The sequence below is a fragment of the Streptomyces sp. NPDC058335 genome, assembly GCF_042723915.1.
In the GTDB taxonomy this organism is placed as follows: Bacteria; Actinomycetota; Actinomycetes; order Streptomycetales; family Streptomycetaceae; genus Streptomyces.
Map to the genome: position 1 here is coordinate 1 of NZ_JBHXHX010000038.1, position 20379 is coordinate 20379.

Consider the following 20379-nt stretch of genomic DNA (forward strand, 5'->3'; position numbering starts at 1 on the left):
CGCCTGGACGACTTCCAGGCGACCCCGACCGGCCTTTCTGATGCCCGGCTGACTCGCGCGCACCACGGGGTGATGACGGTCCACCTGCGGGTCGACCACCGAGCTCTGATACCTGGGAATGAGATGACGTGTGCAGATCTTGTGAGGGCGTACAAGCGGAGCGATTTCGCGGGTGGGTGGTGTGGCGCAGTCGTTGGTCGAGGCGCTTGAGGCCAGGGGAATGGGGGCTTGCGGCCGCGCCGATCGGCGCGAGCAGACCGCCGGGTGTCCGGAGGAGATGCCTCTATGATTCGTCAAGTGGCGGGGGAGGCAGTTGGGGTGTGACTTTCTTCGGCTGGATGTGGCCGTAGATCGCGAGGTCCTTAGCCTCGCAGGTCAAGTGCTGTATGCGGCGGGCCAGGAGCCGGAGGACGAAGACGACCGCATCGTTGCTGCCGGTAAGGCCGTCCGCGCACCGCGCGATCAGCGCCGGGTTCCTGAGTCCGGACAATGACTCGCGCAGAATGGGATCGGCGCCCAGGAGCACGGCTTCGAGCTGGTTCCTCGCCTGGGTGCGGGCTTTGACGGCCGATTCCCAGGGCAGTCTGATGACGTGTGCAGGTCGTTGCCGGGCCTTCACCCGTCTTCGGCGCGGTGGTGGCGCGTCCGGACAGAACGGCGCGGGCAGTGGCGTCCGCGTCGGCGGCCTCGGTCTTGCCCCGCTGCGCCGGATGGCTCGATCAGGGTTGACCTCGACGGACATGCCCGCCGATCCGGCGGCACCCCACGGGTCTCACAGTTGTCGCAGTGGAGGCGGAGCTGTCGCGGCTTCCCATTGCGCGGGGGACCGTTGACGAGGTCCTGTCCGACGGCCCCGCGCGGTGGCACCGTTGACGGATCTGGCTGCGGTGGTGCTCGCTGCGGAGGCCCCCGGGGATGTCATGGTGACTTCGCCGGCCTGCCGGCGGATCGTGTGGCTTTCGCCGAGGCCGAGGGGCCTTGAAGGGCGTGTGCGCCGATCGATCCGTCAAATACCCTCGCGGCCGACGACCAGGGCAACTTCACGCCGATCCTCCCCGAAGGTCAGTACGGCCAAGGTCTCCACGGCACCGATGGTCGCCGGGCCGCTCGTCACGGCGCGCTGAGCCGGTGATGCTCCGTTGTGGCGACCACCGCAAGCACCATCGGCGGATGCCAGATGGTGCATGGATCGGACAGCGCCAGGCAGTCACCGACGAGGGACATCTTCGAGTACGGGTCGGTACCGGGGCGAAGTGGAGGGGGCCAGGACCGCTCCGGGCTGCCGGGCCTCGGCCGAACTCAAGGGACGCGACGATGGCGAGTCGGTCGGTGAACCACGTCGCGGTGGTGAACGGAGAGGGCCGTCGCCGGCGACCCGGCGTCGGCAGGAGCTGCGGTTCAGGCGGCGGGGGTGCGCAGCGGCGCCAGGGCCCCGCTCCACGCGACGACCTGGTCGAGCAGGGTACCGAGGGACTGCACGTTGTAGTCGCCGGGCTTGAAGACACTGAAGTTCTCGAACTCGGTCATCATCGACAGTGCCACCTGCTGGCGCACATCGGCGATCTGCAGCTCTCCAACGACCAGCCGCAGGTGCTCCACGGCCCGGGCGCCGCCGACGCCACCGTACGACACGAACCCGGCCGCCTTGTTGTTCCACTCCGTGTACAGGTAGTCGATGGCGTTCTTGAGTACGCCGGAGGTGCTGTGGTTGTACTCGGGGGTGACGAAGACGAAGCCGTCGAAGGAGGCGATCTTCGCGGCCCACTTCTTGGTGTGGTCGTTCTGGTACTGGCCCAGTGACGGGGGCAGCGGCTCGTCCAGGTGCGGCAGCGGGTAGTCGCGCAGGTCGACGAGTTCGAACTCGACGTCGCTGCGCTGGGAGGCTATGTCGTAGACCCAGTTGGCCACTTGCTCGCCGTTGCGGCCCGGGCGGGTGCTGCCGAGAATGATGCCGATACTGGTCATGGAGACTCCTTGGCGGTGTTCGTAGTTGCCAGTTTTGACGGATGGTCAGGGGCTGTGGGGGAGGTGTTGGGCGGGGATGACGCCGAGGTGGCCGGCCTGGTAGTCCTCGAAGGCCTGCTGGATTTCTTCAGGGGTGTTCATCACGAACGGGCCGTACTGGACGACGGGTTCGCGGATGGGCAGGCCACCCAGTACGAAAAGCTCCAGCTTGGGGGAGCGGGACTCCTGGGGCCTGGTCGGCGGTCAGCCGCAGCGCGTCGCCCGCGCCGAGGGCGGCGAGTTGGCCCTCCTGGATCGGGCGGGCCTCGGCGCCGACCGTTCCGTGGCCCGCTAGGGCGTAGACCATCGCGTTGTGGGCCGGGTCCCAGGGCAGATCGACCTGGGCGCCGGGTTCGACGGTGAGGTGGGCGACGGTGATCGGGGTGTGGGTGACGCCCGGGCCGGTGTGGCCGGCGATGTCTCCGGCGATCACGCCGATCAGCGCGCCGCCGTCGGGGGTGGTGAGCAGTCCGGTGTGCTTGCCGCGGATGTCCTGGTAGCGCGGCGGGCTCATCTTCTTGGCACGGGGCAGGTTGACCCACAGCTGCACACCGTGGAACACCCCGCCGCTCCTGACCAGATGCTCCGGCGGCTTCTCGATGTGCAGGACGCCGGCCCCGGCGGTCATCCACTGGGTGTCGCCGTCCGTGAGCTGCCCACCGCCGCCGTTGGAGTCCTGGTGCTCCACGGCTCCGTCGATGAGGTAGGTGACCGTCTCGAAGCCGCGGTGCGGATGCCACGGGGTGCCCCGTGCCTCGCCGGGCGCCTGCTCGACCACCCCGAGGTGGTCCATGTGCACGAAGGGATCCAGCTCGGGCAACGGCACCCCGGCGAAGGCGCGGCGCACCGGGAAGCCCTCGCCCTCGAAGCCGTGTTGCGCGGTGGTCAGGCGGCGGATGGTCGGTAGACGGTGCCGGCCGGGTCGAGTTCCGGCAGGCGTGGCGGGACCAGGACGTCGTCCACGGTGATAGCAGGCATGTCTGTTCCTCTCTTGCTGTTGCCGTCAGAAGGAGTGCGGGCCGAAGCGGCCCCAGGCCACGAAGACGGCCAGAGCGAGCAGGACCACGTTCACGACGACCGACTGGAGCTCACCGCGCCGGCTGTGCGTGATCGCGGCGCCGAACATGGTCAGTGCCAGGCCGGACGCGGCCAGCGGGACCAGGATCGGGGCGATGTCCACCGCCGCGGGCAGGATCAGCCCAAGGGCGGCAAGTACCTCCAGGAGGCCGATCGTCTTGATCACCCCGGGCGAGAAGTCCTCGGCCCAACCCATGGACGGGGAGGCGAGGAGCTTCTCCTTGGGCTGGGCGAGCTTGGCAGCGCCGGCACCGAGAAAGACCAGAGCGAGCAGGGCCGCGACAGCCCACAAGGTGACGTTCATTGATACCTCTTGAGTTCGGGTTGTGCGGATCCGCGTCGCGGTGCCCCGCAGCAATAATTGATGCATCACCTAAAGTAGTCGATGGTAGATGACATATCAACCCTCAGGAGCCGGGGTGCTCGGCTCGTCAAGAGTTGATGATCAGGCCGTACGCTCGGTCGGCTTCACATCCGCGCTGCGTGCGCTGATCACGACTCGTCCCCGCTCTGCCTCCGGCAAGCGGAGGGGTGTCACGCGCGGCTCCGCGATGCCGACGTTGGAGACGGACGGCTCGGTGTCCGGTTCGAGGCGCGGCCCTGGGTCAAGGGCCCCGTCATGACGGGCTGAAGCCGACGGACGTTCCCGCGGGCTGGCCCCGTCCTTGAGGTCGTGGTGGTCCAGACGGTTGCAGGCCTTCGCCGCACGGGCTCAGGACAGACGCCTCTGCACGGTCTCGCTCGAGAAGGCGAGTGGGTCGGTGAGGTCCTTGCGGATCCCGTCGACCTTCCATCAGTAGTTCATGGCGTCGATGACCAGCTTGTCCCGCGGCGCTTAGGGATGCCGCGCTACTCGCCGAGCGAGAGGGTCATGATGACGAAGTATGCCTCGGCCGCGGTGACCGGTTCCGCGCCGACGGTGAGGATTTCGACATGAGGGTGATCTTGCCGGGGTCGCGGGCGCTGCTTTCGGCGGGGGTGTGCTGCGCTCTGTGGCCGATGCCGACGCCGGCTCTCTCCGGGGTGTCGGATTCCTGGCCTGGACCGGGGCGTCCATCCTGCGCACCAACCCGTGCGACTGTGCCCTCCCCGGATTTGTCGCCTGCGCAAGCGAACTGGTGAACAACGCTGGAGGCGCCCACGTCGCGTCGATCGAGGAACTCACCGTCGACGACTTCAACCGGGCCGTCGCGGTGAACGTGCGCTCGGTGCGGGTGGCCACACGGGAAGCGCTGCGGCACATGGGCGACGGAGGCAGGATCATCTCGATCGGCAGCGTCTTCGCCGAGCGGATGCCGATTCCGAACGGTACGACGTACTCCCTCACCAGGCGGCCATCGGCGGTTTCACCCGAGCGCTGGCCCGGGGACTGGGGCCGAGAGCGATTACGGTGAACAACATCCAGCCAGGCCCGATCGCGACGGACGGCAACGCGTCCGAAGACGACTTCGCCGGGCTGATGACCGGGCTGACCCCCGGCCGGCCGCTTTGCCTCTCCCGATGAGCTGACCGGCCTGATCGTCTACCTCGCCGGCCCTGAGTCGGCCTACGTGACGGGCGCGACGATCAACATCGACGGCGGCTACACCGTCTGACACCGGCAACAGTCGATGCCCAGGTCTCTGACCTCGGCCTTTGGTGTACGGCACATCCCGGTTGTGGTGCCGGCTACCTTCGTCGATCCGCATCCAGGTTTCACGTCTCAGGCAGCCGATTCGACGGCAACGTCCTCAATCGAGGCGTCACCTCGGCACCGAGGCGCCCAACGCCGATAATGGGAACAGTCTCCCGGTGGAGCACAGCGAGGTGCCGTGCCGAGCGAGGAAGTGACATGAGCGGATCCAGCGACCACGACGACGGCGGTGCCTCATTCGCCTTCGACACCCTCGCGGCCGCCGTGCTCGACGAAGGTGGCACGGTACTGCGGTGGTCCTCGACTGCCGCCAAGCTGGTGGGCTATACCGCCACGGAAGTCCGCGGTCGACCGGTGCGGGACCTGGTCGCGGACGTTCCTGGCGGATCACTCGCTGCACCCTTGCGGGGGACAACGGTTCCGGTCGGAGGCAGGGCCTTGCTACGGCACAGCCTGGGCGGCACGGTCGACGTCACCTTCCGCGTGTTCCGGCTGGAGGGGGCCGCCGAGTTGCTGGCCCTGGCCGCCCTCACGCAGATGGTGAGCGAGCAGGAACTGGGAGTCTCGCTCCTGCGTGCGCTGTTCTCCCAGGATGGGATCGGTATCGGCATCCACGACCCGGATCTAGCCCTCCTGCGGACGAACCTGGACCCGGCGATGTTCGGCGGTCCTCCCGCGCAGTCCCGCAGCCGGCCGCGGGACGTTCTCATCCCCGAGGACGCCGACGATATCGAGGCTTCGCTGCGCCAAGTGCTGGAGTCCGGGGTATCTCTGGTCGGCGCAGAGAAGCGGATACGGTCACCGCAGGTCCCTGAGCGGGAATGGACCCTGCGCATGTCCGCCGTGCGACTGGAGGATGCGGCGGCGCACCCGGCGGGGGTTGCCGTCCTGTTCACGGACATGACCGAGCAGCGGCAGGCCAGGCGGCATCTGGACCTCCTGAGGGAGGCCGCCATCAGGGTCGGCGGCTCGCTGGACGTTCAGCGCACCGCACAGCAGCTGGCCGAGGTGGTCGTCCCGGCACTCGGCAGCCTCGGGATAGTCGACCTCGCCGAGGCGGTACTCGAAGGGGACGAACCCCCGAAGTGGTCGGGTGGCGGCGACTTCCACCTGCGCGCCGTGGGCTCGGCCACCAGCGAGTGGCCGGGCCGCATCCAGCGGGGCGAGTCCCTGCCTCCGTTGCCCGACCACCCGGCCTTCCGCAGAGTTCAACACGGCGAGACGGTCGTCATGACCCGCCAGGAACTCGTCACCGCACTGGACGACCCCGAACTGGTCGACCTCCTCCTACCCGGTGCCTGGCACTCGATGGCGATCGCGCCGCTGTACGCACGCGGCCTCATACTCGGCGACCTGCAGATCTGGCGGGTCAAGGAGTCGGAGCCGTTCACCCCAGAAGACGTCGAGCTGGTCACGGAGATCGCCTCCAGGGGTGCCCTTGCCATCGACAACGCCCGCCGTTATACCCGGGAGCACCGTGCCGCTGTCGCGCTGCAGCACCGTCTGCTGCCCCGGGCGACGAACGACACGCCGGCAGCGGAGACGGTCGGGATCTACCGGCCAGCGAGCGGCGGAGCCGAAATCGGCGGTGACTGGTTCGACGTCATCCGCCTGCCCTCTTTGCGGCTCGCCCTCGTCGTGGGGGACGTCGCCGGGCACGGTCTGCCCGCCACCGCGAGCATGGGGCGCCTGCGCACGGCCATTCACACACTCGCCGACCTCGAACTCGCCCCTGACGAGTTGCTCACCCGCCTGGACGGTCTCGTGCAGCGCCTGTCAGCCGAGGCGTCCCCGAGGCACCGGGACACGGTCAGCGCCACCTGCCTGTACGTCGTCTACGATCCGGTCAGCCAGCAGTGCACGCTCGCCAGTGCCGGTCATCCCCCGCCGGTCGTCGTCCGATCCGACGGCACTGAACAGGACGTCCCGATCTCTCCCGGACCCCCGCTCGGCGTCGGCGGAATGCCTTTCGAGACCACGACGGTCACTCTTGAGCCCGACAGCCTCGTCGCCCTGTACACCAAGGGCCTGATGCTCCGCGAGGACTGCGACATCGACGCCGGCCTGCGCCGCCTGACGGACAGGCTCGCTGCTCACCACCGCCCCGACGCCCCCCTGGACGAGGTGGGCCGCTCCGTCCTCGTCGGCATCGGCGACCAACCGGCCCGCGACGACATCGCGCTGCTGTTGGCCCGTACGCGCGCTGTGCGGAGGGAGAACACCGCCGGCTGGGAGTTCCCAGCCGATCCGACCGTCGTGGCCGAGGCCCGGGACGAGGTCACCCGCCAGCTGACCGAGTGGGGGCTCGATGACCTCGCCTTCACCACCGAACTCGTCGTCAGCGAACTGGTCACCAACGCCATCCGCTACGCCGGCGGCCCGGTCGGAGTGCGCCTGATCCGGGAGGACGTACTGGTCTGTGAGGTCACCGACCCCAGCAACACCCAGCCGCGGCTGCGGCGGGCTCGGAGCACCGAGGAGGGAGGCCGCGGTCTGTTCCTGGTGGCGCAGCTCACCACACGCTGGGGCTGTCGATACGGGCAGACGGGCAAGACCATCTGGGTCGAGCAGTCCCTCACCGAACAGACCGGCCCGTTCTTGTGGGACGTGCAGAACCTGGTGCCCTGACGTGGCCGGCCGGCCGACCGGTCGGATGCCGCGTGTGCACAGGCGCATCTCTCAGGGCCGCAACGCATCCATGATCATGAAGTAGATCACTTCGGGGGTATTGCGTCCTTGACCTCGCGGCGCTCGGCAAGCTCGTCCCAGAGCCGCTGGAGCCGGGCCAGCTGTGGTTCGATGAAGCGTTCGCTGATGTAGTCGAGCCGCTCGCTGGGCTCTCCGCTCTCGTTTTCATCAGGCGCAACAGCTCCGGGTGTCGGCGGCCACGTGGACGAATGTCCGGATGAGGGCCCGCAGACCCGGATGGCCATCGTGGCGGATCTGGGTACTCTCCAGCGTCTGGTCGGGATCGTCGGCGATGGCCACCTGCGTGAGCTGGCCCTGACACGTCGCAACGTCGAAGCCGCAGAGGCCATGCGGATCGGCCTGGTCAACCACGCGTACGCCTCACGAGCCGAGCTCGACGAAGCCGCGCGCCGGGTCGCCGCCGAGATGGCGAGCAACTCCCCGTTGGTGCTGGCCGATATCAAGGATGTCCTCGACGCCGAGCGCGATGCGAGGACCGAGCCAGGGGTGCGGTACGTCGCCCTGTGGAACGCGGCGTTCCTGGCCAGCGAGGATCTCGCCGAGGCCCGACAGGCGTTCATCGAACGACGTCGTCCGGACTTCGCGGGCCGATGACCAGTAGTCCGAGCCCGGAGCAGCCGATGCCGACGGCGTTGTGCGCTGCTCGATGAGCTGGACATCGCCTCGCAGACGGGGTGCCGGGCTCTGACCGCCGTCCTGCTTGCCCGGTCGGGATGGCCTGCGTGACGCCGGACACCCATTGCCACTTAGTGAATAGCCAGAAGTTCAGCATCATCAAAATCGCATCGGGTAGCCCTTTTAGCGGCATCTATTCCGCTACAAGTGAATGAGCAGTAGTCTCAGGCAGGTGTGATGGAGCGGAAGGTTGGAGTCTGATGACGACACAGGTGGCCGTTGCAGGTGTCGGGATGATCCCGTTCAAGACACCGAAGAACAGCGAGTCCTACGACGTGATGGGTGAGAAGGCCGCGCGAGCCGCGCTGGTCGACGCGGGGATCGACTACGGCCTGGTTCAGCAGGCCTTCGTCGGCTATGTGTACGGCGACTCGACCTGCGGTCAGGCCGCGCTGTACGGCGTGGGCCAGACCGGCATCCCGATCGTGAACGTGAACAACAACTGCTCGACCGGCTCCTCCGCACTGTTTCTGGCGCGGCAGGCGATCGAGAGCGGCATGGCGGACTGCGTGCTCGCTCTCGGCTTCGAGCAGATGCAGCGGGGTGCGCTGGCGACACACTGGCAGGATCGCCCCAGTCCGTTCGACCGGTTCGACGAGGTGACGCTCGCCGTCGAGGGGGAGTCGGATGCTCCGTTCGCCCCCCGGTATTTCGGCGGTGCAGGCGCGGCCTATGCCAAGGAGTACGGTCTGGCCGAGGACACCTTCGCCAAGATCGCCGTGAAGGCGCGTCGGCACGCGGCGCACAACCCTTACGCGGTCTTCCGGGACCAGGCGACGGTCGAGGAGGTGCTCGCGTCGCCGCGGATCTACGGCCCGCTGACCCGGCTGCAGTGCTGCCCGCCGACCTGTGGTGCGGCCGCGGCGGTGCTGTGCTCGGAAGAGTTCGCCCGCCGGCACGGTCTGCGTACCGATGTGACGATCCGGGCGCAAGCGATGGTGACCGACTTCCCGTCCACGTTCGACGACGGGGACATGCGCAAGATCGTCGGATACGACATGTCCAAGGCAGCGGCAAGGCAGGTGTACGAGAAGGCGGGCATCGGTCCTGAGGATGTGCGGGTGGTCGAGCTGCACGACTGCTTCACCACCAACGAGCTGCTGACCTACGAGGCACTCGCGCTCACTGCGGAAGGCACGGCGGAGAAGTTCATCGCGGACGGCGACAACACCTACGGCGGCCGAGTGGTCACCAACCCGTCGGGCGGTCTGTTGTCGAAGGGCCACCCGCTGGGCGCGACCGGACTGGCGCAGTGCACCGAGCTGGTCTGGCAGCTGCGCGGCCAGGCCGAAGCGCGGCAGGTGGAGGGCGTCAAGGTGGCGCTCCAGCACAACATCGGCATCGGTGGCGCCGCCGTGGTGACGCTGTACGAGAAGGTGGGCTGAGCGATGCCGATCGATGTTGAGGCGGCCAGGAAGCTGCCGTTCGATCCGATCAGCGTGGCCGTGGAGCGCGGCAGGCTGCGCTTCTTCGCCAAGGCCATCGGTGAGACGGATCCGGTGTACACGGAGGTCGAAGCCGCCCGGCAGGCAGGTCATCCCGATCTGCCGGTTCCGCCGACGTTTTTCTTCAGCCTGGAGCTGGAGTCGCCGGAGCCGTTCGGATACCTCGCCGCGCTCGGCGTGGACCTGCGCCGGGTGCTGCATGGCGAACAGTCGTTCACCTATCACCGAATGGCGAACGCCGGCGACACCCTCACCCTGGAGCCCCGCATCACCGAGGCCTTCAGCAAGAAGGGGGGCGCGCTGGAGTTTCTGGTCAAGCAGACCGACATCAGCCGCGACGGGGAGCTGATCGCCGAGGCACGCAGTGTCGTCGTGGTCCGCAATCCGGAGGTGCCACAGTGAGTCCCAGCCAGCAGATCGACGTGGGCACCGAGCTGCCCCCACTGCGACTCGAGCCGGTTTCCCGGACCACTCTGGCGCTGTTCGCGGGGGCGTCCGGTGACGACAACCCGATCCACATCGACCTCGACGTCGCGAAGTCCGCGGGTCTGGACGACGTCTTCGCGCACGGAATGCTGTCCATGGCCTACCTGGGTCGGCTGCTCACCAACTGGGTTCCGCAACAGCGCATCCGCTCCTACAAGGTGCGCTTCGCCGCCATCACCCCTGTGCTCTCCAGGCCGACGTGCACCGCGACCGTGGTGTCGATCGAGGATGGCCTCGCCACGCTCGCGCTGACCGTCCAGCTGGACGACGGCACCCCCACCCTTCTCGGCGACGCTGTCGTCGCAGTCGGCTGAAAGGAATGTGACCCGCATGGGAAAGCTGGACGGGAAGGTCGCCGTCGTCTCCGGCTCGGGACGGGGTATCGGGCAGGAGATCGCCCTCAAGCTTGCTGGTGACGGTGCGTCCGTGGTCGTCAACGACCTTGACGCGGAGCCCGCCAAGGAGACGGTGGCCGCGATCGAGGCCGGTGGCGGGCGGGCCGTCGCCTGCGTCGGCAGCGTCACCGACGAGGGCTTCGCCGAGCGCTTCGTGCGGACGGCCGTGGAGAACTTCGGCGGACTGGACGTCATCGTCAACAACGCCGGCTATACCTGGGACTCCGTCATCCAGAAGATGACAGACGAGCACTGGGACGCGATCCTCGACGTGCACCTCAAGGCGCCGTTCCGGATCCTGCGGGCCGCGCAGCCGGTGATCTCCGCCGCCGTCAAGCGCTCCCACGAGGCCGGTGAGCCGGTGCCGTGCCGCAAGGTCGTCAACATCTCCTCGATCGCCGGGCTCGGCGGCAACGCCGGGCAGGCGAACTACGCGGCAGCGAAGGCCGGTGTCACCGGCCTGACCAAGACCATGGCCAAGGAGTGGGGCCGCTACAACGTCACGGTCAACGCGGTGGCGTTCGGGCTGATCAAGACCCGGCTGACCGACACCCCGGCGGACGGCGACGGCACGATCGACGTACAGGGCCGGGAGATCAAGGTCGGCGTCAATGCCCAGCTGATGGACGCCATGGAGCGCACGATTCCGCTGGGCCGCGCCGGTACTCCCGCGGACGCCGCCAGTGCGGTGTACCTGTTCTGCATACCCGAGTCGGACTACGTCAGTGGGCAGACCCTGGTCTGCGGCGGCGGATTCGTGATCTGACGGCCATGCTGAACACCTGCCTCGACGACGGTGTCGCCACGATCAGGCTCGACCGACCGGATCGGCTCAATGCTCTGAGCTGGGAGCTGATGGACCAGATCCGGGAAGCGGTCGAGTCGCTCGGCCACCATCCGGCGACCAGGGTACTGGTCATCACCGGCACGGGACGTGCGTTCTCCGCCGGCCTGGACCTCGCAGACCTCGATTCCCAGGGCAAGGGCCTGGCGCGGGAGGTGGTGGATGGAATGGCCCGCAGTGTCGACCCCATGTGCGCGGCGATTCTGGAGACGCCCGTGCCGGTGGTGGCCGCCGTCAACGGCCTGTGCGCGGGCGGCGCCGTCGGCCTGGCCCTGCTCGCGGACGTCACCGTGGCCACCCGCTCGGCCTACTTCCTGATACCGCAGATGACGTCGCTGGGAATCGTGCCCGATGTGGGCATCACCTGGGCGCTGGCCCGCCACGCCGGCCGGGCGCGCGCGATGGGCATGTCGCTTCTCGGCGACCGGATCACGGCGGAACAAGCCCGCGACTGGGGCCTCATCTGGAGCTGTGTGGACGACGACCGCTTTCGTGAGGAGGTGCGGGATATTGTGCGGCGGCTGTCGGAGCTGGAACCCACCGGTGGCGTGGCTGCGACGCGCGAACTCGTCGCAGCCGGACAGGCCGCGCCGCTCGCCGCCCAGTTGGCCGGGGAACGCGCCCACCAGCGTGCCCTCTTCCTGGGCCCCGGACCGGCCGACCGGATAGATCACTTTCTCAACCGCAGCAACAACCGCTCGACCCAGCCCTCCGGAGAGTCGAGGACATCATGAGACAGATCCTGTTCGAGGAGGCGGGGTGGGCAACGTGCCGTGCGTACTCGTCAATGAGGTCGGTTGGCTAGGCATCTGCTGTACCCGAGCAGTTTGATGGGCTGTCAGGCGTCAGGCTCCTTCGTGAGTATGCCTGCCTGCTCGGCGTGACGCCCGTACTCCACTGTGGCCGATCTCGTCGGCTGGCTCGGCGCCCTCGACCCGCTCCAGCGTGACCCGCCAAGTCATTCAGCCTTATGGAATGTCGGGTCATGCCACCATTGCGACGATGCCTAGCTCGGTCGGCGAGGCGTGAAGCAGGGCCGCGAGCCATGGCGACCGAACTTCGGGAGCACATTACCGGCAACGAGGCGCCGCGCAGCCTGGGGTTCTCCGAGGCCCTGCCCATGCCGGGGGAGGGGCAGGGTTCTGGAGCGGGCGCTGCGCAGGAAATACTGGGCGATGGCGAACGCCGGGTTGACTGCCCCGGCAAGCGGACATGACCCCGGAATCAGGAGGAGACGGTGACGGTGGACATGGAGGCACCGACACCTCCTGCGCGAGGTAGCCGGCCCCGCAACCGCCGGGAGTTGATCATCGCTGCCGCGCGGGAGCTGTTCTACCGGCACGGGTATGCGAACGTCGCCATGAGTGACATCGCCACGGCGGTGAGCATCGGCCCGTCCGCGCTGTACCGGCACTTTCGGGGCAAGCAGGAGCTGCTGTACGCGGTCGTCGCCGAGGCGCTGGAATCTTGCCTGGGCGGCCTGTACGCGGTGCGACCGGGAGACCTCGACTCGCTCGTCCATGCGTTCGCCGAGACAGCCCTGGCCCGACGCGAGCTCGGCGTGCTGTGGCAGCGTGAAGCCCGGAACCTCCCCGCTGAGCATCACGCCGAACTGGCCGAGCACCTGCACGATGCGCGTCGCGCGCTCGTCGACCAGCTGACCACGTCCAGGCGAGAGCTGGACTCCGCCCACGCTGAGCTGCTTGCCTGGTGCCTCTTCGGTGTCGCTGCCAGTGTCGCCTACCAGCACGTGGAGCTCCCCGCACCCGACTATCCGGACCTGATCGCGGCTTTGATGCACTGCGTTGCGACGGCGCAGCTCCCGGACCTGGGTCAGCACGTCCGTGACCGACCAGGTAGAGGACAGGCGCTGACGCACCGGTCCCGCCGGGAGAGTCTCCTCGCTGCGGCGACCGGACTGTTCGCCGAACGGGGCTACGCCGCCGTCAGTCTGGAGGACACCGGGGCCGCCGTCGGCATCGCTGGCCAGAGCATCTACAACCACTTCTCCAGCAAGCACGAGATCCTTGCCATGGCCGTGAATCGCAGCGTCGAACGGTTGTGGCTGGACCTGGCCGAGGTGCTCGCGTCCGCGGAAGACCCCGCGGACGCGTTGCGTCTCTTGGTCCTGCGATATACCCAGTTCGCGCTGGCTCACCGGTACCTGGTGACGCTCACCATCACCGAGACGGAGCATCTCCCGGACGACGAGAGGCGTCGGACCCGTCAGACACAACGCGACTACGTCGAGGAGTGGTTGCACCTGATGCGCTGCGTCCACCCAGCCATGTCACAGGCGGAGGCACGCGTCCGCGTGCAGGCCGTGTTCACCATCGTCAACGACGTGGTCCGGACGCCTCGGTTGCGCACCCGTTCGGGCGTCGCACAGAACGTGCACAGCCTCGGGTGCAGTCTCCTGGGGCTGGAGAACTGAGACCAGCTTCAGTACGGTCCAGCCGTGCGCTGACTCTCTCCTGGACTCGGGGGAACGTCTCGACGGCTCGTCGTAGTCCGAGGGCGACCGGCATCTGGTCGTATGACAACCGTTCGAGACATGCCGCCTGGTCCTCTGCGAGCCCCCGGCCCGAGGGCTGTGACAGCGCAGACAGGTCCGTGTCGAGTGTCAGCGGCTGGGGAGGCCTGGAAGACCTGAAGGGTATGGCTGTCCCGGTGCCGCGGGCTCACGTCCTCGTCCGGGCGGTAGCCCCGCAGTCGTACAGCCTCTGGCTCCAGGATCTGGAGCCACCGGCATCGATCACTGTCAGCATGGCACTCGGCGGCGGGTGCCCCAACCGGCTGCCTCCCGGCGTACGCCGACCCCGATGTCACGACTGACAGCACCAGGGTGCTTCATATGATCCCCGCCAGAGTGCCGGCCGGCGGTTCATCGTGACGGGTACGCGGATCGCCCCGGCGGCCTGGGCGTCCCTCAACCCAGTCCGTCCGGGGCGAAGCGGTCGACCTCGGATACTGCCGGTCAGGCGGCCTCTCAGGCCGCGCCGTGCAGGAGCAGTGACAACTCGGCGTCCACGTCCCAGCCGTCCGTCTCCTGGCCGGCCGGTACCAACGCGTAGGTGCGTTCCAGCCACTGGGCAAGGACCGGAAGTGGAGCGACCAGCCTTGCTGCCCCCTGAGGGGAGGAGAGCACCAGGTGCAGCTCGGCGTCCGATCCCATGCCGGTGGGCCAAATGTACACATCGCCCGGCCCACACGGCCGGCGCAGCCCCCGCGACAGCAGGTCACGGTCGAATGCCCAGGCGATGGTGTGATGGGTGCCCGCATGAAAGATCAGGTGTACGGCGAAAGGGTCGTCCGTCCGGTACGACAGGACAGTCGGGACTGTTATCCGCTCACCAAACGGGAGCACGAGCTTGGTGTCCAGCCGGTGGTCTATGCGATCGCTCATGGGCCACATCGGTCCTCTGAAATCTAGTTCCGATCAATAGTAGATGCATCAACTTAGATGGGAATCCGCTTCCTGTGGCGTCAACGGATTGTGTCAGTGCTCACCTTGTCGGCTGACGCCGTCGAGTGACAGGCCTCCCGATCCACGCACATTCGCGGCACCGTGGACCTGGTGCCCTGCTCATGGAAGCGGGACACCAGGCCGGGAACGGGGATCGAGCCGGTGCAGCTCGGCGGGCGCGGACAGCATTATGTCCGGTCCCGTGCATCGCGGCACCGGCCGCGGTACCGGCCCCGACGCGGTGCCGGTACCGCGGCCCGAGGGCTCGGGGCGTCCGTCGCTGACCTGGTACGTCAGGTTCGATTGGCCCCAGAAGAGCCGGTACCTTGACCGACGCCGTTCCCGACGACATCACCTGACGCCACCGGCAGCCCTCCGTGAACGGCTGACTCGCCAGGTTGGTCGCCAAGACCCAGGGTGGTGCGGAGGAACGCGACGACAGTCTTCAGGATCTCGCCGGAGCGCGGCACGTACGCCGACATGTTGAGGGACGCGTGGACCAGCCCGGAGATCCTGACGACCTCTGTGCGGACCCCGGCGGCGGCCAGCTGGCCGGCGTACGCCTCGGCCTCGTCCCGGTTGGGGTCGACCTCCATGGTGACGACGAGGGCGGGCGGCAGACCTTGCATGCTCGCCACCTTGCTCGGCACGGCGAGCGGTGACTCCTTGGCCGCCGGGTCCTTCAGATACTGCGTCCACATCTGGCCGAACGCGGCCGTGCTCAGGGGCGGCCCGTAGGCGAAGCGGCAGTGAGACGGGGTGTCGGCGTCCGGGTCGATCGGAGGGTAGAGGAGTACCTGTGCGGCCAGGGCCGGTCCGCCTTCGTCCCGGAGGCGGTGTGCCGCGACGGTGGCCAGGTTGCCGCCCGCGCTCTCCCCCATCACGACGATCCGCTCGGGGTCTCCGCCGTAGTCCCGGGCGTGTTCCGCCGCCCAGCGAACGGCGGCGACGGTGTCGTCGGTGGCGGCCGGGAACGGGTGCTCGGGAGCGAGTCGGTAGCTCGGTGTGACCACGACGGCGCCGAGGTCGTCAGCCAGCGCACGGCAGGGTTCTTCGGAGACGTCTATGCTGCCGGTGATCCAGCCGCCCGGGTGGAAGAACACCACTACCGGCAGGTCCGTCCCGCCGTTCTCGGGGACGTAGACGCGCACCGGGAGGTCGCCCTCCGCTGCGGTGTAGCTGGTGGCGACCGCGCGTACTGTCTCCCGCGGGGGCAGTTGCAGGGCGCGCAGGCCCTCCGTTGTGGCGCGCTGCTCGGGCAGCGTGAGTGTCTCGAACGGGCGCGGGTCCTGGCTGATCATCGCGCCGAGCACGATCGCCACGGCGGGGTCGAGGTCGATGGTGGGAGGTGTCGGGGTGGCCGAGCCGCCGATGGCGAAGCCTCCGTAGCCGCTGGCCTCGACGTCCGCGCAGATTGCACGGTACAGCGGTGCACCGCCGATGAACAGTAGCGGGGTGCGGGGCTTGCCGGGCACGTTCGCGCCCAGGTACCAGGAGCTCTTGGCCAGCGGAAGCAGCGTGTTCTCACTGATCCCGACGACCATGTCCTTCCACTTCTGCGCAGCGTCGTAGGTGGCTTCGAAGACGACCGCGCCGCGCTCTCGCACGGTGGAGATGGCATTGGCGGTGAAGCCGACGTGGTCCTCGATGGCCAGCGGCATGTTGTAGGACACCGCCGGGCTCTGGGGGCCGGTGATGGTGAAGAGGTTCGGGAAGCCGGGCACGGCGATCCCGAGATAGGTCAGGGGGCCGTCGGACCACACATCCTTGAGCGGCACTCCGTCCCGTCCGACCACGTTCATCGCGAGCAACGGCCCGGTGAGGGCGTCGAAGCCGGTGGCAAGGACCAGCACGTCGAACTCGTGGTCCCCGGCAGTCGTCCGCAGCCCCGTCGGCGTGACCGTCTCGAAAGGTGTGGCACGCAGGTCGACGAGCGTCACGTTGTCGCGGTTGAAGGCCTCGTAGTAGTTGGTCTCGAAGGCCGCCCGCTTCGTGGCGTAGGGGTGGTCGTCGCCGGGGCACAACGCTTCGGCGACCTTGGGATCGTTGACGCGGGTCCGGATCTTGTCGCGGATGTAGTCGGCCACCGTGTCGTTCGCCTGCTTGTTGAACAGCACGTCGCTGAAGGTCGACACCACCATCCGGAAGGCGCCGCCGTCGTAGTACTGGTCGTAGACCTGGCGACGTGTTTCCTCGTCGACGAGGAGCGCGGACGGCTGGGCCTGCGGATACGGTCCGCCGATGAAGTTGAGCCGCGAAGCGGCACGCAGCTCCGGATAGTTGGCGATGGTCTCGTCCAACTCCTCCTCCAGCATGGGCCGGTTGCCCAGCGGGCTGGCGAAGTTGGCGGTGCGCTGGAAGACCGTGAGCTGCTCCGCGACGCGCGCCACCTCGGGAATGACCTGAATGCCGGTGGAACCTGTCCCGATGACGGCGACGCGCTTGCCGCTGAGGTCCACACCTTCGTGCGGCCAGGCGCTGGTACGAAGAATCTCACCGCGGAAGTCCTCGAGCCCGGCGAACTCGTCGGCCTTCGCCTCGCTGAGACAGCCGGACCCGGCGACGACGAACCGCGCGGTCACCGTACGTCCGGTGTCGGTGCCGACCGTCCAGAGCTGGTCGCTCTCGTTCCAGACGACGGAGGTGACCCTGGTGTCGAACTCGTAGCTGCGGCGCAGATCGAAGCGGTCCGCGACGTGTTCGAGGTAGGACAGGATCTCCGGCTGGGCGGCGAACCGCTCGCTCCATCGCCATTCACGCTGGAGATCCTCGTCGAAGGAGTACGAGTACCAAAGGCTCTCGAAGTCGCAGCGAGCCCCGGGGTAGCGGTTCCAGTACCAGGTGCCGCCAGGACCGGAGCCGGCCTCGAAGGACTGCACCTCAAGACCGAGGACGTTCCTGAGGCGGTGCGTTGCGTAGAGCCCGGCAAACCCCCCGCCGATAATCACTGCGTCGACACCTGGTGCAGCAGGCATGGGCGTACTCCCATTCGTGAGTAGATGATGTGGATCAGCCCTCGCAGGGGCTGCTGGACCGATGGGTCGGGCGGAGCGGGACGACGACGAGGCCACGCGGTGATCCCGCCGATCACCCTCCAGCCCGGGCAGGTGGACAGAACCCGGCAGCTGATGTCGCCAAAGGAGCAGGCAGTCGGAAGTGGGCTGACTTCGGCGTGCGGCTGGGTAGCCGCCTCGGTCAGGCGCGTACGCCGTGCTGCGCCGCGCCGGGCAGGGACAGGCTGGCGCGCTCCTCGGGGCCGTGCTCGTCGAGGAGGGGCGCGCGGCCCTGCGGTCGCGCCGGCGTCCTGGAGAACTTCAGGGGCTGTCCGGCCACCGTGAAGGTCCGTCCCGTTCCCGGATGCTCCACCTCGACGAGCATCTCGCGTACGGCCACGTGTGGATCGGCCACGATCTCGGCCGCGTCCCGTACGGCTCCGACGGGTACCTGGCCGCCCAGCAGGTCGAGAATCTCGGCCTTGGTCCGAGGGCGGGACCACTCGGCGAGCACGTCGAACACCTCGCCGCGGCGGGCGACCCGCTGCTCGTTGGTCGCCAGGTTCGGGTCGGCGGCGAGGTCGGGCCGGTCGATGAGCTCGCAAAGCCTGCGCCAGCGTACGTTGCTGGGCGCTGCGATGGTGACCCAGCCGTCGACGGCCGGCAGGACGTCGAACGGGCTCAGCAGCGGATGCCGGTTGCCCTCCGGGTGTGGCACGGCCCCGGTATAGGAATGCTGGTAAACGATGCGCTCACACAGGGCGAGCACGGCGTCGTACATCGCGACGTCGACGAACTGGCCACGCCCGCTGCCGCGGGCCTCGTAGAGCGCCGAGGTGATGCCGAGGGCCAGCATCGTGCCGGGGAAGATGTCGCCGATCCCCGGGCCGACCTTGATCGGGGCACCGTCCTCGGTGCCGGTGATGCCGAGGATCCCGGCCATCGCCTGGACGACGAGGTCGAACGCCGGCCAGGCGAGATACGGGCTCTCCCCGGACCGGGCGTCGCCGAACCCGCGCACGCAGGCGTACACCAGCTTCGGGTTCGTCTCGCTGAGCGACTCGTAGGACAGTCCGAGCCGCTCCATCACGCCGGCGGAGAAGTTCTCGACCAGGACGTCGGCGTCGGCGACCAGCTCACGCAGATGAGCCGTGCCCTCCGCCGTCTTGAGGTCGAGCACGGCGCTGCGCTTGCCTCGGTTGACGCTCTGGAAGTAGCCGCCGTATGCGTCGGGCAGGCTGCCCTCCGGGACGGGCCCGGCGGACCGGGCCATGTCCCCCTGCGGCGGTTCGACCTTGAGTACGTCGGCGCCCAGGTCGGCGAGCAGCATCGTGGAGTACGGGCCGGCGAGCGCGTGGGTGAGGTCGATGACCCGCACCCCGTGCAGCGGCCCCCCGCTCATCGGGCGGCCGCCTGCTCGAGGATGGGCAGGAAGTACCTCTTGAACACCTCCGGGTTCTCCGACATCGCGAAGTGACCGACCTCCTGCATCGCGGTGGCGGTCGCGCCGTCGACCTCGGCCGCCAGGGCCGCACCCGCCATCGGGGGCGCGGACCAGTCGTACTCACCGTTGAGGACATAGAGCGCGGTCTGCGAGGTGTCGATCTTCTTGGCGTCCTCGGTCAGATCGTGCTCGACCAGGTAGTAGTTGAGGTCGCCCTTGAACACCGCGGGCGCGCCCTGGCTGTAGACGAAGGTGGTCTCGCGCTTGTACCGCTCCGGGCTCTGCGGGGCGCACATGGTGTGCATCAGAGCCGGCTTGGAGTCGTTGTTGATCCGCGGGTGGTGGAGCCACGGAAGGATGCGCTCCACGCCATGGCTGTTGAGGGCTGCCTCGATGCCGATGGCGGCCTTGTACAGGCCCGGGTGGTGCAGCGCCAGGTCCGGGGCGAGGTGTCCGCCCATGGAGCAGCCGGCGTAGACCGGCCGCTCCAGGCCGAGGGCCTCGACCAGCGCCACGTGGAAGGCGAGGAAGAAGTCCTGGCGCAGCGAGTACTCCTCGGTCCACCACTCCTGCGACTCCGGGGGCAGCGACCGGCCGTGGAAGGGCAGGTCGGGAGCGATGAGCCGGTACCGGGAGGTGAAGTCGGGGTCCTCGAGCAGGTGACGCCACTGGCGTCCGTCGCAGCCCGCGGTGTGCTGGAGCACGACCGGAATGCCCTCACCGGCCTCCTCGAAGAAGACGCGGTATTCGACGCCCTGAACGTCGAGGTAGACGTACCGCCCCGTCACATCAGGGATGCGCGCGCTCATGCCGACACCTCCGAAGAGGCCGCAGTGGAACGGAAGATCTCGCCGAGACGCCGGATGGCGGGATAATAGGCCATGATCATCTCCATGTCTCCCTCGATGCGGAACCCGTGGTGGACCATTGCGGGGTAGAAGTCCTGGTAGAACGGGGGCGGCGTGGGGGAGAGCAGCGCCGACCACTGCTCCTCGGTGCCGGCCAGCTGGATGTCGTAGGAGTCGAAGGGTGTGACGACGGGGTCGGTCTCGACGAGTTCACCGGCGCGCATCACCAGCCGGAACGACTGGAGCTCACCGATCACGACCCGGATCTCGGCGGTGAGGTAGCGGCTGTGCAGGGCGAACTCGGGATCCTGTTGCACCTTGTGTGTCAGGGCGCTCAGGTCAAGGGGGACGGCGGACATC

16 protein-coding genes and 2 pseudogenes are annotated in these 20379 nt (G+C 68.2%); 10 read left to right on the top strand and 8 right to left on the bottom strand.

Annotated elements, in window-relative coordinates:
• Positions 1-1398: 1398 nt before the first annotated feature.
• The 3 genes and pseudogenes from ACFWJX_RS39935 to ACFWJX_RS39945 all read right to left on the bottom strand — a co-directional run bounded on the left by ACFWJX_RS39935 (position 1399) and on the right by ACFWJX_RS39945 (position 3385).
• Complete coding sequence (locus ACFWJX_RS39935; RefSeq protein ID WP_383251904.1) at positions 1399-1965, bottom strand: NADPH-dependent FMN reductase; 567 nt, start codon at positions 1963-1965, stop codon at positions 1399-1401.
• Positions 1966-2010: 45 nt separating this feature from the next.
• A pseudogene (locus ACFWJX_RS39940) lies at positions 2011-2982 on the bottom strand (pirin family protein).
• 25 nt (positions 2983-3007) lie between these two features.
• A complete protein-coding gene (locus tag ACFWJX_RS39945; RefSeq protein ID WP_383251905.1) occupies positions 3008-3385 on the bottom strand; it encodes a DoxX family protein in 378 nt (125 codons plus the stop codon).
• An 814-nt stretch (positions 3386-4199) separates the two neighbouring features.
• Between ACFWJX_RS39945 and ACFWJX_RS39950 the strand changes: the two are divergent.
• The 10 genes and pseudogenes from ACFWJX_RS39950 to ACFWJX_RS39995 all read left to right on the top strand — a co-directional run bounded on the left by ACFWJX_RS39950 (position 4200) and on the right by ACFWJX_RS39995 (position 13702).
• A pseudogene (locus tag ACFWJX_RS39950) lies at positions 4200-4585 on the top strand (SDR family NAD(P)-dependent oxidoreductase).
• Between the two features lie 13 nt (positions 4586-4598).
• Positions 4599-4676 carry a hypothetical protein gene (locus ACFWJX_RS39955; protein ID WP_383251960.1) on the top strand — a complete coding sequence of 26 codons (78 nt, stop codon included), beginning with the start codon at positions 4599-4601 and terminating at the stop codon, positions 4674-4676.
• A gap of 236 nt (positions 4677-4912) precedes the next feature.
• Positions 4913-7342, top strand: a complete 2430-nt coding sequence (locus tag ACFWJX_RS39960) for a SpoIIE family protein phosphatase (protein WP_383251907.1) — start codon at positions 4913-4915, stop codon at positions 7340-7342.
• A 297-nt stretch (positions 7343-7639) separates the two neighbouring features.
• Positions 7640-8017, top strand: coding sequence for an enoyl-CoA hydratase-related protein (locus tag ACFWJX_RS39965; RefSeq protein ID WP_383251909.1), 378 nt, complete (start codon positions 7640-7642; stop codon positions 8015-8017).
• 281 nt (positions 8018-8298) lie between these two features.
• Positions 8299-9483 carry a lipid-transfer protein gene (locus ACFWJX_RS39970; protein ID WP_383251910.1) on the top strand — a complete coding sequence of 395 codons (1185 nt, stop codon included), beginning with the start codon at positions 8299-8301 and terminating at the stop codon, positions 9481-9483.
• A 3-nt stretch (positions 9484-9486) separates the two neighbouring features.
• On the top strand, positions 9487-9945 hold the full coding sequence (locus ACFWJX_RS39975; protein WP_383251911.1) for a MaoC family dehydratase N-terminal domain-containing protein: 459 nt from the start codon (positions 9487-9489) through the stop codon (positions 9943-9945).
• Positions 9942-10343: a MaoC/PaaZ C-terminal domain-containing protein gene (locus ACFWJX_RS39980; protein ID WP_383251912.1), complete on the top strand. Its 402-nt coding sequence runs from the start codon at positions 9942-9944 to the stop codon at positions 10341-10343. The genes ACFWJX_RS39975 and ACFWJX_RS39980 overlap by 4 nt, the downstream gene beginning before the upstream one ends.
• Before the next feature lie 16 nt (positions 10344-10359).
• Positions 10360-11190, top strand: coding sequence for an SDR family NAD(P)-dependent oxidoreductase (locus tag ACFWJX_RS39985; RefSeq protein WP_383251914.1), 831 nt, complete (start codon positions 10360-10362; stop codon positions 11188-11190).
• Positions 11191-11195: 5 nt separating this feature from the next.
• On the top strand, positions 11196-12002 hold the full coding sequence (locus ACFWJX_RS39990) for an enoyl-CoA hydratase/isomerase family protein (RefSeq protein ID WP_383251916.1): 807 nt from the start codon (positions 11196-11198) through the stop codon (positions 12000-12002).
• A 515-nt stretch (positions 12003-12517) separates the two neighbouring features.
• Complete coding sequence (locus ACFWJX_RS39995; protein ID WP_383251962.1) at positions 12518-13702, top strand: TetR/AcrR family transcriptional regulator; 1185 nt, start codon at positions 12518-12520, stop codon at positions 13700-13702.
• A gap of 555 nt (positions 13703-14257) precedes the next feature.
• On the opposite strand, the gene ACFWJX_RS40000 is transcribed toward ACFWJX_RS39995, so the two are convergent.
• From ACFWJX_RS40000 to ACFWJX_RS40020, 5 genes are all read right to left on the bottom strand, one after another.
• Positions 14258-14674, bottom strand: a complete 417-nt coding sequence (locus ACFWJX_RS40000) for an SsgA family sporulation/cell division regulator (protein WP_383251918.1) — start codon at positions 14672-14674, stop codon at positions 14258-14260.
• A 353-nt stretch (positions 14675-15027) separates the two neighbouring features.
• Positions 15028-17709: an alpha/beta hydrolase fold domain-containing protein gene (locus tag ACFWJX_RS40005; RefSeq protein WP_383251920.1), complete on the bottom strand. Its 2682-nt coding sequence runs from the start codon at positions 17707-17709 to the stop codon at positions 15028-15030.
• 220 nt (positions 17710-17929) lie between these two features.
• A complete protein-coding gene (locus tag ACFWJX_RS40010; RefSeq protein ID WP_383251922.1) occupies positions 17930-19129 on the bottom strand; it encodes a CaiB/BaiF CoA transferase family protein in 1200 nt (399 codons plus the stop codon).
• Complete coding sequence (locus ACFWJX_RS40015) at positions 19126-19980, bottom strand: alpha/beta fold hydrolase (protein WP_383251924.1); 855 nt, start codon at positions 19978-19980, stop codon at positions 19126-19128. Before ACFWJX_RS40015 ends, ACFWJX_RS40010 begins: the two co-directional genes overlap by 4 nt.
• Positions 19977-20378, bottom strand: a complete 402-nt coding sequence (locus ACFWJX_RS40020) for a hypothetical protein (protein WP_383251926.1) — start codon at positions 20376-20378, stop codon at positions 19977-19979. Before ACFWJX_RS40020 ends, ACFWJX_RS40015 begins: the two co-directional genes overlap by 4 nt.
• Position 20379 lies beyond the last annotated feature (1 nt).